The sequence below is a fragment of the Pseudomonas farsensis genome (assembly GCF_014268805.2).
Taxonomy (GTDB): domain Bacteria; phylum Pseudomonadota; class Gammaproteobacteria; order Pseudomonadales; family Pseudomonadaceae; genus Aquipseudomonas; species Aquipseudomonas farsensis.
The window spans coordinates 34,138-48,102 of the sequence record NZ_JABWRF020000005.1 but is presented as its reverse complement, the minus strand read 5'-3'; the positions used below and the strand labels follow the sequence as shown (position 1 = coordinate 48,102).

Annotated in this window: 16 protein-coding genes; 12 read left to right on the top strand and 4 right to left on the bottom strand. The window is 61.6% G+C overall.

The annotated features are described in order from the left end of the window. Positions 1 to 71: 71 nt before the first annotated feature. The 4 genes from HU719_RS22485 to HU719_RS23785 all read right to left on the bottom strand — a co-directional run bounded on the left by HU719_RS22485 (position 72) and on the right by HU719_RS23785 (position 1,734). Positions 72 to 311: a pyocin activator PrtN family protein gene (locus HU719_RS22485; RefSeq protein WP_186535031.1), complete on the bottom strand. Its 240-nt coding sequence runs from the start codon at positions 309 to 311 to the stop codon at positions 72 to 74. After that, positions 308 to 817, bottom strand: a complete 510-nt coding sequence (locus HU719_RS22480) for a hypothetical protein (RefSeq protein WP_186535030.1) — start codon at positions 815 to 817, stop codon at positions 308 to 310. Before HU719_RS22480 ends, HU719_RS22485 begins: the two co-directional genes overlap by 4 nt. Then, complete coding sequence (locus HU719_RS22475) at positions 814 to 975, bottom strand: hypothetical protein (RefSeq protein ID WP_186535029.1); 162 nt, start codon at positions 973 to 975, stop codon at positions 814 to 816. The genes HU719_RS22480 and HU719_RS22475 overlap by 4 nt, the downstream gene beginning before the upstream one ends. Before the next feature lie 99 nt (positions 976 to 1,074). Beyond that, the gene (locus tag HU719_RS23785) at positions 1,075 to 1,734 is read right to left on the bottom strand and encodes a LexA family protein (RefSeq protein ID WP_186535028.1); all 660 of its coding nucleotides are present in this window, start codon (positions 1,732 to 1,734) and stop codon (positions 1,075 to 1,077) included. A gap of 97 nt (positions 1,735 to 1,831) precedes the next feature. Between HU719_RS23785 and HU719_RS22465 the strand changes: the two genes are divergently transcribed. The 12 genes from HU719_RS22465 to HU719_RS22410 all read left to right on the top strand — a co-directional run bounded on the left by HU719_RS22465 (position 1,832) and on the right by HU719_RS22410 (position 13,963). Then, positions 1,832 to 2,026, top strand: coding sequence for a helix-turn-helix domain-containing protein (locus tag HU719_RS22465; protein ID WP_186535027.1), 195 nt, complete (start codon positions 1,832 to 1,834; stop codon positions 2,024 to 2,026). Positions 2,027 to 2,236: 210 nt separating this feature from the next. Further along, the gene (locus HU719_RS22460; protein WP_186535026.1) at positions 2,237 to 2,725 is read left to right on the top strand and encodes a phage regulatory CII family protein; all 489 of its coding nucleotides are present in this window, start codon (positions 2,237 to 2,239) and stop codon (positions 2,723 to 2,725) included. Further along, a complete protein-coding gene (locus HU719_RS22455) occupies positions 2,718 to 2,921 on the top strand; it encodes a TraR/DksA C4-type zinc finger protein (protein WP_186535025.1) in 204 nt (67 codons plus the stop codon). Before HU719_RS22460 ends, HU719_RS22455 begins: the two co-directional genes overlap by 8 nt. Then, positions 2,918 to 5,653 carry a bifunctional DNA primase/polymerase gene (locus tag HU719_RS22450; RefSeq protein WP_186535024.1) on the top strand — a complete coding sequence of 912 codons (2,736 nt, stop codon included), beginning with the start codon at positions 2,918 to 2,920 and terminating at the stop codon, positions 5,651 to 5,653. The genes HU719_RS22455 and HU719_RS22450 overlap by 4 nt, the downstream gene beginning before the upstream one ends. Positions 5,654 to 6,646: 993 nt before the next feature. Beyond that, complete coding sequence (locus tag HU719_RS22445) at positions 6,647 to 6,994, top strand: phage holin family protein (RefSeq protein WP_186535023.1); 348 nt, start codon at positions 6,647 to 6,649, stop codon at positions 6,992 to 6,994. Positions 6,995 to 7,141: 147 nt separating this feature from the next. Then, positions 7,142 to 7,693, top strand: coding sequence for a hypothetical protein (locus HU719_RS22440; protein ID WP_186535022.1), 552 nt, complete (start codon positions 7,142 to 7,144; stop codon positions 7,691 to 7,693). Positions 7,694 to 7,697: 4 nt separating this feature from the next. After that, entirely contained in the window at positions 7,698 to 9,731 is a 2,034-nt protein-coding gene (locus HU719_RS22435) for a phage terminase large subunit family protein (protein ID WP_186535021.1), read from the top strand. A gap of 1 nt (position 9,732) precedes the next feature. Further along, complete coding sequence (locus HU719_RS22430) at positions 9,733 to 9,939, top strand: phage head-tail joining protein (protein ID WP_186517154.1); 207 nt, start codon at positions 9,733 to 9,735, stop codon at positions 9,937 to 9,939. Beyond that, positions 9,936 to 11,414 carry a phage portal protein gene (locus HU719_RS22425; protein ID WP_186517153.1) on the top strand — a complete coding sequence of 493 codons (1,479 nt, stop codon included), beginning with the start codon at positions 9,936 to 9,938 and terminating at the stop codon, positions 11,412 to 11,414. The genes HU719_RS22430 and HU719_RS22425 overlap by 4 nt, the downstream gene beginning before the upstream one ends. Next, on the top strand, positions 11,411 to 12,562 hold the full coding sequence (locus HU719_RS22420; RefSeq protein WP_186535020.1) for a head maturation protease, ClpP-related: 1,152 nt from the start codon (positions 11,411 to 11,413) through the stop codon (positions 12,560 to 12,562). The genes HU719_RS22425 and HU719_RS22420 overlap by 4 nt, the downstream gene beginning before the upstream one ends. Further along, positions 12,559 to 12,906, top strand: a complete 348-nt coding sequence (locus HU719_RS22415; RefSeq protein WP_186535019.1) for a head decoration protein — start codon at positions 12,559 to 12,561, stop codon at positions 12,904 to 12,906. The genes HU719_RS22420 and HU719_RS22415 overlap by 4 nt, the downstream gene beginning before the upstream one ends. 61 nt (positions 12,907 to 12,967) lie before the next feature. Continuing rightward, the gene (locus HU719_RS22410) at positions 12,968 to 13,963 is read left to right on the top strand and encodes a major capsid protein (RefSeq protein ID WP_186535018.1); all 996 of its coding nucleotides are present in this window, start codon (positions 12,968 to 12,970) and stop codon (positions 13,961 to 13,963) included. Positions 13,964 to 13,965: the final 2 nt, after the last annotated feature.

The following is a 13,965-nucleotide window of genomic DNA, read 5'->3' as shown; positions in this document are numbered from 1 at the left end:
CTCGGCACCAAGCCTGAAAGTGGTGGTGGCTTGACGGCGAAGTGGTGCCCCTGATGGCCGGGGCCGCCTGGTTAAGCGGTCTGTTGGTGTTGCTGGTCGAGGTAGTCGGCCAGGTCGTGCAGGTAGATCACGTACTGAGCTCGGGTCGAGCTGTGCAGCTTCTTGAGCGTCAGGTTGATCTCGCCTTTCTGGATCAGCTCCCTGAACCGGCGGTCCGTCTTGATGTGCGGGAAGTAGTGCGCACGCACAGCTGACAGAGTTGGGCAGGGCGTTGTCCATTGGTTGCGTAGCTGGTCCAGCGTTTTGCTCATGGGTGCTCCCCGTGCCCCTCGTTATGAGGCCTGAGCTGGGCGCGTACGGCTTCTGCGAGGTGGTGCTTGCAAGTGCCGGTGACTGCCGCGTGGACTGTTCCAAGGCCGTCAGTGACGACGGCACCGAATGGGCGGGCGGGGGTGACTGTTTGTATGACGTAGGCGATCTGGTGGGCTTCGATCACGCTGTTCACGCAGTCTTGGGCTTCCATCAGGGCGATAGCCTGTTGCGACAGTCGCCCGGAGTCAGCCCGGCCGTTGGCCAGTTCTTCAAGGAAGTCGCGTAAAGCCATGTACTTCGAGGAATCGCCGCGCTGCAGGGTGAGCGATCCGGTCAGGGGGCCGAAAATCACCCTGATGTGGTGCGTGCTGGTGTCGTTCTCCACCTCGATCAGTGCGTCACTGGTGGTCTCGGGGCGGCGCAGGGGGCACGTGGTGGTGCCTCCGTTCTCCAGCGCTTTCTGGAGCAACATGACCCGTTTCAGGGGGACGGTGTATTCGCTCACGCCGTACCCCCTGCAGGTACGGCGCGGACCAGGCCGGCGGGGGAAACGATCAGGCGCAGGCCGGTACGACGCTGGAATGCGTCGACGACTGCGGGGCGGGTGCAGGTGGTGGGGTGCAAGTAGACCTTGCCCCCTTGGGGGTGCTGTTGGGTTGGCATATCTGGACCTCAGTGGTGAGAGGGGTAGCGGTCCAGACAATACTTAAACGAATTTTTCCGGTCAATACCTAAACGAGATGATCTCTATCCGTTTACGGTTCAGAAGATCTCAACCTTGGATACGACCACCCCACAGATGGCTGCATCGTTGGGCAGCTCGATTATTGGGTCCGGCCACGAGGGGTTGAGCGGCTTCAAGAATTGGCGTTCGCCTTCTAGAACAAGCTGTTTAAAGGTTGCCTCTTTGCTGCTTGCCAGCTTGACGATGACCAAGGAGCCATTTTCATAGTCTTTTGCAGGGTCGACGAAAATGATGTCGCCATCCCTGAATGATCTGCGTTCATGAGGGTTAAACATCGAGAGCCCGCGAACACGAAGGGCAAACGTTGCACTGCTGTGCGAGACCGCGCAGGGCAACCATGCCTCGGCGTCTTCCAGTTCCAGCGGTTCTTGCATCTCGCACCAGGCTCCAGCCTGTACCCATGAAATCAGCGGTACGAAACCACGGACTTTTGGTCCTGGCTCCACATTGGCCAGCGGGCCAGCTGCTGGCGGAATGCTCCCTTCGCCCTTCCATAACCAGTCAGTAGTCACTCCGAGGACTTTTGCGATTCTCTCGACGTTCTCCTGCCGGGGGCTAACCGATGTGCCTGACAGAATTCTGTGAATGGTTGGCTGGGGTACGCCGGAACGTCTGGCAAGCTCGCCGCCTGACATCCCAAGCTCATGCATGCGTTTTGCTACGCGATTTCCTATCACTGCTGATGGCTCTGATTAGTTTGCGTATCGCTAGTGTATTGCTCTGCCCGATTCGTTTGGGTAAGATCTGCTTATTCGCTAACGAATAGGTTGCATCATGTCCATACAAGAGATGCTTGGAGCGCTAATCGAAAGAGGTTTTTCACAGCGTGCGATTGCAGAACGGGTCGGCGTAACGCAGCCGACAATCTATCGCGCGACGAAGGGGGCGGCAGTCCGCTACGAGGTGGGCAAGGCTATCGAGGTTTTCTACGAGGAAGAGATCAGGAGCGTAAGGCAGCTCCAAAAGTAAGGATCACCTGGCCGGGTGCTCTCACCACAAGAGCGACCCAGCCTGGTGTTGGACCCCCGCCATCCGGCGGCCTCTCACCACAAGAATGGCCGGATGACTAGAACCGCATGTAATGCCCGCACAGCACGCAAGGCACCACACAACGGTCGTGGTCGTAGGATAGGGCTTGCCTGATCCCATGGCTACACCGTTAACCGAGGATTAACGGTTATGAGTCGCATCGATACTCTGCCGGACTATGGTCCGGCTCTCTCCCTCCGCCACGCGCTCTACCGCGCAGGGCGCGAATACAAAGGCGGTCTCACAACGCTGGCCTTTGACATGGGCATGGACTTTGATGCCCTGCAGAAGAAATTGAAGCACGACGAAGAGCGCCGCTGGCTCAACCCTGACGAGCTTGAAGAGGTATTGCAGTTCACCTCCGACAAGCGCGTGCTTGATGCCCTGGGGCGTGCCGCAGGTGTTGTCTGGTACCGACCACAGCCCGTTCCGGCGACCAATGAGCAGTTGAAGGCTGTCGGTCTGTTGCTGGAAGAGGCCGCCCAGTTCGTCAGCAGCATGCATGAAGGTGCTGCTGACAACGTATGGGAGCTGCACGAAGTCCAGAAGCTTGAGGCCTGTGGAATCGACGTTATCCGCCAGGTGCTCGCGATTATCGCGGGTGCTCGTCAAGCAGTGGAGGACCGTGCCGATGGCTGATGATGTCGATTTCGCCAACGATAGCGCCGAGTACTTTCTGAAATTGTCGCTGCTGCGTGTTGCGCGCCTCCCTGTTGGGCCGAGCGCGCTCATCTGCGTGGATTGCGACGAACCAATCCCTGAGGCCCGCCAGCAATCGGTGGCGGGGTGCGAAACCTGCGTGGATTGCCAGAGCCTTCGGGAGCGGCGCAGATGAGCGGGCGCTCAACTCCTACCACAGCGGATTGGGCGCGGCGTTACATTGAAACCTTCGGTCTTGCCCTGGTGCCCATCGAGCCTGGCGAAAAGGGCCCGAAGGGGCACGGCTGGAACAAGCCCGGCGGCTACTTCACTGCCGCATCTGATGCTGAAACCTTCTGGACGAAGTGCCCGAGCCATAACCTCGGTGTGGTGCTCGGGCCTAGCCGTGTCTGCTCGCTGGACGTTGATGACGTCGAGCTGACCCGCCAGGTCTTGCAGCAAACGCGTGGGCTCGACGTCGACGCGCTTGCCGACGCATATCCGACTTCGGTGGGTAACCCCGAGCGCTTCCGGGTGATGTTTCGTGTCCCCGAGGGCGTGGAACTGAGCCGCCATGCCTTGGTTTGGCCCAATAAGAACGACCCCGATGGCACCATCTATAAAGGGCTCATGACGCAGGTGAAAGCAGCCGTTGACGCGGAGGATGCTGGCCGCGAGGCGGCTTTCCGCATGGCAGCTGAGCCCTTCAAGAAAGTGACCGTCTTCGAACTGCGCGGCGGCCTCGTCCAGGACGTGCTGCCGCCTTCGATTCACCCTGGTACGGGTAAACCCTACACATGGCGCACCCCGCCAGATGCCGGCGGATTGCCGGAGTTGCCGACCGAGCTGCTGGCAATCTGGCAGGGTTGGGACGAGTTCAAGCCCAAGGGGGAGGCTGTTTGCCCGTGGAGGCCGAAGCCGTCTGCACCTACCGCTCGCCCTTTGCCCAAGCCATCACCGGGTCCTGCCCGATCCGGTGATCGGCTTCCCGAGGTCATCCCCGAATTTAACCGCATCCATGATATCGCCACGATGATAGAGGCGCATGGATACAAGCGTGCGGACGGTAAGTGGCTGAGCCCGCACAGCAGCTCAGGGATTCCGGGGGTAACGATCACCGACGGCAAGCTCTACTCCCATCACACTTCGGACCCACTGGCGAACGGGCACAAGAATGATGCGTTCGACGTGTTTTGCATTCTGATGCACGACGGCGATCAGAGGGCAGCTACCAGAGCAGCTGCGCAGATCCTAGGTCTCGACGCCAAGTCTCGCCCGCCAATGCCGCCGCCACTCGGTGAGCTTCCCCGCACCCCATCGGTCACCGAGCACGCCGGCCGGGACGAGGTTGGTGCTGACGGCAGCCAGAGCGAGCCAAGCCCGGCCGCCTCCTCGGCCACCGGGGGGGAGGGGGAAGACGGTCTTGTCTTGAGAAGCGCAAAGCGCCGCTTCGCCCTGGTCGAAGGCACCACGAACGTGTGGGACATGGACAAAGGGCAGTCGATGAAACGGTCGGGGTTCGAGGCCCTAGTCGGTAAACCTCTGGCCAAGCAATGGCTGGAGAGCACCGACAAAAAGTTGGTCTCGTCCGAGCAAGTCAAGGAACTCGAGCAGGCCCGTAAGATGTCGAGCAAGAAGGGCGGTGCGTTGAACCTCGCCCCGCTTGATCGCTATATCTACATCGATGGCACCAAAGAAGCTTGGGACCGAGAGAAGAAACGGCGCCTGCCAGAGGGCAGCGTCAAGATGGCCCTGGGTGATGCCTACCAGTTGTGGCTGAACAGCCCAAACCGGCGGGTGGTAGACGTCGACCATATCGTGTTCGATCCGACGATGACCAAGGACCCGGCGATCTACATCAACACCTTCGAGGGCCTGCCGCTGGAGCCGGTGCGGGATGACACTGCTTGCGAGAATCTGCGGTGGCTGATCTCGTTCCTGTGTAACCACGACGCGGTGGCGCTCGATTGGCTGGTCAAATGGATGGCCTACCCGCTGCAGCACATGGGCGCGAAGATGGACACAGCAGTGCTGTTCCATTCCACGATGGAGGGTTCCGGCAAGAGCCTGCTGTTCGCGGACATCATGGGCGAACTTTATGGACGATATGGCGCAACGGTTGGTCAGACCCAGCTCGAAGGCAACTTTAATGCCTGGCAGAGCGGCAAGCTGTGGGCGGTGTTCGAAGAGGTCGTCAGCCGTGACCAGCGCTACAACCAAGTCGGCAAGATCAAGCACATGATCACCGGCAAGACGGTGCGCATGGAGTCGAAGTTCATCAACGGCTGGGAAGAGGCCAACCACATGAATTCGGTCTTCCTGAGCAACGAAATCATGCCCTGGCCGATCAGCGAGAGCGACCGCCGCATGTTGGTGATGTGGCCGCTGGAGACCTTGCCGGCAGAGCGGCAGAAAGCTATCGCGCACGAGCTGGCCAGCGGTGGGGTCGCTGCCTTGTACGGCTGGCTGCTCGATGTCGAACTGGGCGATTTCAACCAGCGTACCCGCCCGCCAGAGACTGACGCCCGTCAGCGCTTGGTGGAACTGAGTCGTACTGCTTGGCAGACATTCTTCTATCTGTGGCGAGCCGGCGAGCTGGGGCACGGCCTGTGGGGATGCTGCCTCACTTCTGACGTTTACGCGATGTTCCTGGAGTGGTGCTCGCACAACAAGGAAAACTCCATGAGTCACACTAAGTTCTCGTTGATGTTGAGCGCGAAGGTGGAGAAGACGAGAGCCATCCCCTGGACGGATGGCAACAACCGTCGCTTTGCGGCGTTCTTCTTCCCCTGTGATGGTGATCCTTCCCTGCCCCCATCCGTTGTAGCGGCCGAGCTGGGCAAGAACGTCGTCGAGTGGCGTGCTCGGGCGAAGCTGGCGGGCTGGAGCGTGGACAGCTGGGACCACATCAAGAGGCTCGCAGCATGAATACGTCTGAAAGTGTGTTGGGTGTGTTGGGTTGGTGTTGGGTTGGTTGGTGCAAGTCAACACAGGTTCAGGCCCCGAATTCCGTGACATGGCGGGAACGTGTGTTGGGTGTGTTGGGTTTGCGTACGCGCGCGCGCAGGCGCGCTTTTTTTAGCAGGGAAACTGACGGGGTAAAAATTCTCCATGCGAGAGCTTTTAAACCCAACACACCCAACACACTCGACACATTTATGCCTAATCCATTGAATCTACTGAGTTTTAAGTGTGTTGGGTTTGTGTTGGGTTGCCTCATTTATGTGTCGGGTAGTTCTTCGGGGAGGTTCTGGCGATGAAAAAGGATGTTGATGTCCTCATGCGCCACTGGGCCGAGCAGCGCGCCCGATACGGTTTGGAATCTGGCCTGGGAAGTCAGATGGGTTCCATCATGGAGTGGAAGGGCGCAGCCCCTCGTGGTGGTGCCGCAGGCTCACGCATACCGGTCAAAGGCGTTGGCATGGATCGCGCGGCCGCTGAGGTGGACGCTGCTCTGGCCGAGCTGGAGCGGCGAGACGAGCGGGGCAGACTCCTGGCTCGCCTCGCTACGTTCAGGTATCTCCACGAAGCCACCATCCGCGAGCAAATGAGGGCCGTAGGGCTCGCTGAGGACGCAGAGCGCACTTACTGGTACTGGCTTGAGGCCCTGCATCTGCAGGTGGTGAGGATCATAATTGCGCGCGCGGGGCCATGCAGGACCAATACCGTTCGTCGGGTGGGAATGCGCCGTGCGTGCGCCGTCGATGCGCCGAAGTAGCGCCAAAGCGGAGTACCGAAAACAGCCTCTTTTCGGTTTTGCAGTTAGCCGGTAAAAAGGCCCCACGATATCAAAAGTGCGCTTAGGCGCTTCCCCCACAAGCACTGTGCTGTGCACCCGCTCCGACCTGTCGGTGCACCGAGAACCCTGCCTTTTGGCGGGGTTTTCTATTTCCGGCGCCGTGCTTTGCCAATGAGGCTTACATGAATAGCGAGCAACAAGCATTAGCCGAGCTGCCGATCTGGATGGTCATCGTCCTGTCCCTGGTCGGCGGTGTGTCGGGAGAGATGTGGCGGGCGGACAAAGCGGGCATGAGCGGCTGGGGATTGATTCGCCGGTTGGCCTTGCGGTCGGGTGCCTGCGTCACCTGTGGGCTGTCGACCAACATGCTGCTGTACGCCCTCGGGGTTTCGGTATGGGCGGCAGCGGCGGTGGGTTGCCTGACCGCGATGGCCGGCGCCGATGTGGCGATCAACCTGTATGAGCGCTGGGCAGCAAAGCGCCTGGGCCTCGGGCAGGTGGCACCGCAGGCAGGCGAGCCGGGTCAGTGACCCGCCCGGAATCCTGGGAGGGGGGGGACCCTGGCGATATGGCCGGGGTACGGGACCGGGAACCCGCGGCTTTTTGTTAGCGGCAGGTTTTCCCACGTTGGTTGACATTGGTTGACAGGTTTACACCCCGAGGTGACAGAGGTTTACATGACATTCCTCACTCGAACCGAGTACGCGAAAAGCAAGGGCTGGTCGCGGCAGTACGTCGGCAAGTTGGTCCTGCAGGGCCGCCTGATTCTCTCAGCCGACGGTTTGGTTGATGTCGATGCCAGCGAAGAATACCTAGCGATGACAAGCGAGCCGGGTAGACGCAACTCCAACGTGCAAGCTGCTCCCAGTGCCACAGTGTCACCCTCCCAGCGGCCGCCGGAAATTCAACATCCTGTTGTTCATCCAGGCTATCAGCAATCCAAAGCCCGGCTTGCTCTGGCACAGGCTGAGCTGACCGAAACCAACTTGCGCAAGGCCAATGGCGCGCTGGTTGAAGTGGACGTCGTGGATCAAGCAGCGTTTGCTGCTGGCAGGATGATTCGCGATCAAGTTCTGGCACTTCCGGCGCAGCTTGCGCCTGAAATTTCGTCCATCTCTGACCCCTGGCAAATCGAACGGATCCTTGCCAGCGCATTGCGTCGAGTTTTGGATGACGCTGCCTCCATGTCCGCTGCCGAATTCGAGCAGGCCATCCACTCACAGAGCTGAACCTATGCAGTTTCCATACGCAGACGGGGCGGCGGTCCACCATGCTGCGTATATGCGAGGCCTGAAGCCTGATCCTGAACTCTGGGTCGATGAGTGGGCCGACGGTTACATGCGAATCCCGCGTGATACCGGTGCCGCAGAACCTGGAAAATACCGCACGGCGCGCACGCCGTATGCCCGCGAACCCATGCGATGCCTATCCCCAGCCCACCCGTCTAAGCGGGTGGTCACGATGGTTGCGTCGCAGTTGATGAAAACGCAGATCGCCCTTAATTGGATCGGCGCGCTGATTCACATGGCACCGTCCAACATCTTGACGCTGCTGCCTAGCCTGGGGCTGGCGAAACGGGTGTCTTCCCGGATCGGCAAGACGCTCACCGCGATTCCAGAGCTGAAGTCGCGTGTTGCCGCCTCTCGTTCCAGAGATGCCCGCAATACGATGGATACCAAGGAATTCGAGGGTGGTACGTTGTACGCCACCACGGCAGGCTCGGCCGCCAACCTTGCCGAGCTCTCGGCAAGGTATGTCTATGGCGACGAAATTGATCGTTGGGATGTGGATGTCGACCAAGAGGGCGACCCCATCAAGCTGGCAGAGGCTCGGGGCAGTACCTTCGGCCGCAATGCCAAGTTCTATTTCTCCAGTTCACCCACGATCAAAGGCGCGTCGCGGATTGCCGACCTCTTCGAGATGAGTGATCAGCGGTACTACTACGTTCCGTGTCCGAACTGTGGGCATATGCAACGCTTGGAATGGGAGCGCCTGATGTACTCGACCGACTTCAGTACCGTGCACTACCAGTGTTCGGGGCCTGAATGCGACGTGCTGATCGAGGAGCACCAGAAGGGCGAGATGTTGGCCAATGGGGAGTGGCGTTCCCATTCTACTGGCGATGGCGAAACGGTGGGCTTTCACCTCAACGCGCTTTACGCGCCGCTGGGCTGGCATTCCTGGGCCATGCTGGCCCGTGAGTTTGAAGAAGCCAAGCGTGCCGCGGATCGCGGTGAGTTGGAGCCGATGCAGGTGTTCTACAACACCCGCCTGGCCGAGGTTTGGGATAGCGCGATCGAGCAGACCAAGGCTGAGGTGCTGCAGGCTCGCGCGCTGCAGGAAGACTACGTGCTCGGTACCTTGCCCGTTGGAGCGCTGGCGCTCACGGCTTCCGTCGACGTGCAGGCCAACCGCCTGGAGCTGATGGTCATGGCCTGGGGCGCTGGCATGGAGCGCTGGGTGATCGATCACCAGGTCATCCCCGGCGACCCGGCCGACGAGCGCACCTGGGCGCTGCTCGATGGCCGCCTCAAGATCCGCTACCCGCACCCTTGCGGCGTCAGCCTGGCGATCCTGGCCACCGGCATCGACTCCGGTGGCCACCACACCCACGAGGTTTACCAGTTCACCCGTGTGCGCCGTTGGCGCAACGTGTTTGCGCTTAAGGGCGCGAGCAAGCCGGGCAGGCCTGTGATCGCCCAGCGCCCCTCGCAGGTGGATGTCACATGGAAGGGGCAGACCGAACGCAACGGCGCCGAGCTGTGGATCGTCGGTACCGACACGGCGAAAGACTGGATCTACAACCGCTACAGCTTCGAGCAAGGTCCTGGTGCGCTGCACTTCGCCAAGGACCTGCCGGACGAGTTCTTCCAGCAGTGCGTGGCCGAACGCAAGGTCGCCCGCTACGTGAAGGGCTACAAGCGGATCGAGTGGGTCAAGAGCAAGGCTGAGCGCAACGAGGCGCTGGACCTCATGGTGTACAACCTGGCCATGGCCAACTTCCTTGGCCTGCACCGCTACGGCGAGCACGACTGGGACAAGCTGCGGCAAGCGCTCGCGCAGGCCAGCCTGTTCGACCAGAGCGAACCGCAGCCAGCCCGGCCCCAGGCCAGAGAGCGGGATGACGACCAGGCCGAAGAAGCGACGTCGCCAGCACCTTCGCTGGCGCCGGTCAGGCGCAGTGATCCGCCACCGCCGGCCCCAAGGGCCGCACCCCAACCCCCGCAACGCCGCAGCTCCACCAGCGGTTACCTGAAGAGACGCTGACATGGCTTACACAAAAGCAGACCTCGCCACCGTCGAGCGTGCGATCGCGCGTGGTGAAAAGATCGTTCGCTACTCGGACCGTACCGTCGAGTATCGAACGGTCGACGAACTGATCCAGGCGCGCAACTTGATCCAGTCCGAGCTGGTGAAGGCCGCCGGGCCGCGCTCGCGCGTGACTCGCCTCTATCACGGGGGCAAGGGACTGTGAGCGCACGTTATATGTCCCTTGGCCGTTCGGGCATCCTGGTGCCCGAGCGGATCAAGGCCAGCTACGAAGGCGCCGCCGAGGGGCGGCGCTCATCGGGGTGGGATGCGCCGGACACCGGCGTAAACAGCCTGATCATGCCGGCCTTGCGCAATCTACGTTCTCGCTCCCGCAGCGCGGTGCGCAATGACCCATACGCGGCCAACGTCATCGACAAGCGTGTGAGCAACCTGATCGGCACCGGCATCACGCCGCATCCGCAACTGGTCGACAAAGAGGTGCGCAAGGCCATGCAGGTGCTGTGGGAGGACTGGGTCGATGAAGCCGATGCCGATCAGCTCACCGACTTCTACGGTCTGCAGGCGCTAGTGGCGCGCACGGTGGAGCAGTCCGGCGAATGCTTCATCCGCCTGCGTCCACGCCGGCTGGAGGATGGCTATGCCGTTCCGCTGCAACTGCAGTGCCTGGCGCCGGAGTTCGTTCCCCATGACAAGTTCGAGGTGACCCGCTTCGGTAACGTCATTCGCGCCGGGATCGAGTTCAATGCCATGGGCCGGCGTGTGGCGTACTGGTGCTATCGGGTCCACCCCAGCGACAAGTCCTCGCTGAATGTCGGCTACAACCAGCTGGTACGGGTCCCCGCCGAGCAGATGCTGCACGTCTTCGAGCCGCTGGAGCCGGGGCAGCTGCGCGGTGTGCCACGCCTGGCACCTGTTTTGAAGCGCCTGCGCAGCCTGGACAACTTCGACGATGCTGTGCTGTTCCGGCAGGAAGTGGCCAACCTGTTCGCAGGCTTCGTTCGCAAGCCCGCGCCGGATGGCCCGCCGCAGTTGGATATCACCGGGTCACCCGTCAACCTCGACCGGGACGGTTTCACCCCCATGGTGGGGCTGGAGCCCGGCACGGTGCAGGAGCTCGGCGCAGGGGAGGAGATCGAATTCTCCGACCCGCCAGACGCCGGCAACAACTACCGCGATTTCATGCGGCAGCAGCTCATGGCCGCAGCAGCTGGCACCGGCTTGCCCTACGAGCTGATGACCGGTGACATGCAAGGCGTCAACGACCGCGCCATCCGCGTGGTGCTTACCGAGTTCCGGCGCAGGCTGGAGCAGCTCCAGTTCCAGGTCTACGTCCACCAGCTGTGCCGCCCGGTGCGGCAAGCCTGGTTGGACATGGCGGTGTTGGCCGGCGCGGTCGACCTGCCTGACTACTCGCTACGTCGCCGCGAATACCAGCGTACCCGTTGGGTGCCACAAGGCTGGGCTTATATCCACCCCGTTCAGGACGTCCAGTCCAGGCAGATGGAAATCGCTGCCGGCTTTACCACGCGCAGCGAGACCTGTTTGCGCAACGGCACTGACGCCGAGGTGGTGGACGAAGAAAACGCCGCAGATCTCGCCAGGGCGACGCACCTGGGAATCAAGTACAGCACGTTGTCGGCGGTCGACGACGACCCCGACGAGAAGGAGAAACCATGACCCCCTTGAAGCCAGTCCGCGTCTTCAACAAGGCGCCGACGCCACCGCAGGAAAATGAACAGCACTGGTACCGCATCAGTGCAGCGACCAAGGCTGAAGGCGCAACTGAAGCCGAGCCAAGCCCGATCGAGATCTACATCTATGGCGAGATCGGTGGCTGGGGCATTACTGCCAACCAGTTCCTCCGTGATTTGAAAGCGGTCGACGACGGTGTGTCGCCGGTGCAGGTGGCCTTCAACACCAACGGTGGCGACCTGTTCGAGGGCGTTGCCATCCATAACGCACTGAACCGGCTGGGCGAGCGCTGCACTGCCCGCATCGACGCCTTGGCGGCCAGCGCGGGCAGCGTTGCGGTGTGCGGCGCTCACCGGGTGGTGATGGCATCGAACGCAATCCTGATGATTCACAACCCCTATACCTGGATCGAGGGCGACGCCGATGAGCTGCGCCGGGTGGCCGATGTGCTCGATCAGGCGTTCGAGGTGATCATCGCGGCCTACAAGGCCAAGTCGCCTGATATTGACGAAGCCGAGCTGCGGCGGCTGGTCAACGATGAAAGCTGGCTCACCGCCGAGGAGGCGCTCGCGCTCGGGCTGGTGGATGAGATTGGCAGCGGCGTGCAGGTGCGGGCGTGTCTGGGTAATGGCGCGGCTATGGCCCGGTACCAGAAAACCCCGCAGCCGTTGCTCGACCAACTGGCCAGCAAGCCTCCGGCCGATGACCCGGTGAAGCCGCCGGCGCCGAACAAACCTGACGTCAGCGACTCCACGGCGTTGGCTCTGATGATCACTCAGGACTGCACCAAGGCCGGCATCGGCAACCTGGCCGAGACGCTGATTGCGTCGACCAAGTTGGTCGACAAAGCCACGGTGCAGGCTGCGCTGGCGACTGCCAAAGGCATTCACGATCTGTGTGTCGCGGCGCGGTTACCCGAGCTGACCAAAGAGTACGTGACGGCTGGCCTGGGCGCTGATGCCGTGCGGGCGCGTTTGTTCGAGAAGCTGGTCGGCTCCGGGAAAGGCTTCGAAATCAACAACAGCCTGCCCCCGGCCGATGACGACCAGGAGAAGGTCAAGGCGCAGTTGCCGAACCCATCCAGCATTTGGGCTGCCCGCCGGCAGGCCGCCAACAAAGGAGCACGACCATGAGCAGCATCCAACACGAACCGGTCCACGCCGGTGAGTTCTTGCTTTCCGAGGGGGCAGGGAAGATCTCCCGCGAAGCCATCAACATCGCTGCTGGCCCGGCCCTGGTTGCTGGGCAGGTGTTGGGGCGACTCACCGCGAGTGGCGAATTCACTGCCTACAGCCCCGTGGCGGAGGACGGTAGCGAAAACGCTGTATGCATCCTCTTCGCCCCCCTCGGCGAGTCGGATACCACCCGTCGCGGTCGCGCCGTGGTGCGTCTGGCAGAGGTCAGCGAAGCCCTGCTGACCGGCATCGATGCCGACGCGGAAAAAGCCTTGGCCGCGCACTTCATCATCCTGCGCTGACCTGACCTTCTGTTCCCCCCAACCCCGCCCTGTGCGGGGTTCTTACTTTCTGGAGTATCCCATGGCTGAGATTGCCATTTTTCAAGACGATGCCTTCAGCGTTGCAGCCCTCACTGCGGCCATCAACGAGCAGGAATATGTGCCGGGCCGCCTGGCGGCGCTCGGGCTGTTCCGTGAAGAGGGCGTTCCAACCCTGACCGTCCAGATCGAAAAGGATGGCGACATTCTCGCGCTGGTACCGTCGGGCGAGCGCGGCACCTCTGGCCTGGTGGTCGGTGGCAGCAAGCGTCAGCTGATTCCGTTCAACACCATTCACCTGCCGCAGCGCTTCGCGATCAAGGCCGATGAGATCCAGGGCATTCGAGCGTTCGGCGCTTTGACCGAGCTGCAGGCCGTTCAGGCCGTGGTGAACAAGCGACTGAGCAAGGCTCGCAGCCAGTTGGATGCCACCCACGAATTCCACCGTATGGGTGCGCTCAACGGCAAGGTGCTCGATGCCGATGGCGCCACGGTGCTGCTGGACATCTACAAGGTGTTCGGCGTGTCCCAACAGAAATTGGCGATGGGCCTCAACGACCAAGAGTCGAATGTTCAGGCGCAGTGCGTGGACGCCCTGGACATGCAAGAGGACGCCCTCGGCAACGTCACCACCACCGGCGCCCGTGCGTTCTGCGGCAAGACGTTCTGGAAGAAACTGATCGCCCACAAGTCGATTGTCGATACCTACAAGGGCAGCCAGCAGGCCGCATCCCTGCGGGGCGACGGTCGCGAGTCGTTCGACTTCGGCGGCATCAGCTGGGAGCGCTACCGCGGCAAGGTCGGCGGCAACGCCTATGTTGCCGACGATGAAGCACGTCTGGTGCCCGAGGGCGTTTCGGACCTGTTCCTCTCGATCTACGCACCGGCGGATTACATCGAGACGGTCAATACCGAGGGTCTGCCGTACTACAGCAAGATCGAAGAGATGCCATTCGGCAAAGGCATCGACGGTGAGGCACAGTCCAACCCGCTGCACATCTGCACCCGTCCCCGTGCCGTCATCCGCCTGACGCTCTGATC

Bases quoted from the DNA above. Each gene is read 5' to 3' on its own strand.
- HU719_RS22485 (WP_186535031.1), bottom strand. From the start codon at position 311: ATGAGCAAAACGCTGGACCAGCTACGCAACCAATGGACAACGCCCTGC.
- HU719_RS22475 (WP_186535029.1), bottom strand. From the start codon at position 975: ATGCCAACCCAACAGCACCCCCAAGGGGGCAAGGTCTACTTGCACCCC.
- HU719_RS22465 (WP_186535027.1), top strand. From the start codon at position 1,832: ATGTCCATACAAGAGATGCTTGGAGCGCTAATCGAAAGAGGTTTTTCA.
- HU719_RS22460 (WP_186535026.1), top strand. From the start codon at position 2,237: ATGAGTCGCATCGATACTCTGCCGGACTATGGTCCGGCTCTCTCCCTC.
- HU719_RS22455 (WP_186535025.1), top strand. From the start codon at position 2,718: ATGGCTGATGATGTCGATTTCGCCAACGATAGCGCCGAGTACTTTCTG.
- HU719_RS22450 (WP_186535024.1), top strand. From the start codon at position 2,918: ATGAGCGGGCGCTCAACTCCTACCACAGCGGATTGGGCGCGGCGTTAC.
- HU719_RS22445 (WP_186535023.1), top strand. From the start codon at position 6,647: ATGAATAGCGAGCAACAAGCATTAGCCGAGCTGCCGATCTGGATGGTC.
- HU719_RS22440 (WP_186535022.1), top strand. From the start codon at position 7,142: ATGACATTCCTCACTCGAACCGAGTACGCGAAAAGCAAGGGCTGGTCG.
- HU719_RS22435 (WP_186535021.1), top strand. From the start codon at position 7,698: ATGCAGTTTCCATACGCAGACGGGGCGGCGGTCCACCATGCTGCGTAT.
- HU719_RS22430 (WP_186517154.1), top strand. From the start codon at position 9,733: ATGGCTTACACAAAAGCAGACCTCGCCACCGTCGAGCGTGCGATCGCG.
- HU719_RS22420 (WP_186535020.1), top strand. From the start codon at position 11,411: ATGACCCCCTTGAAGCCAGTCCGCGTCTTCAACAAGGCGCCGACGCCA.
- HU719_RS22415 (WP_186535019.1), top strand. From the start codon at position 12,559: ATGAGCAGCATCCAACACGAACCGGTCCACGCCGGTGAGTTCTTGCTT.
- HU719_RS22410 (WP_186535018.1), top strand. From the start codon at position 12,968: ATGGCTGAGATTGCCATTTTTCAAGACGATGCCTTCAGCGTTGCAGCC.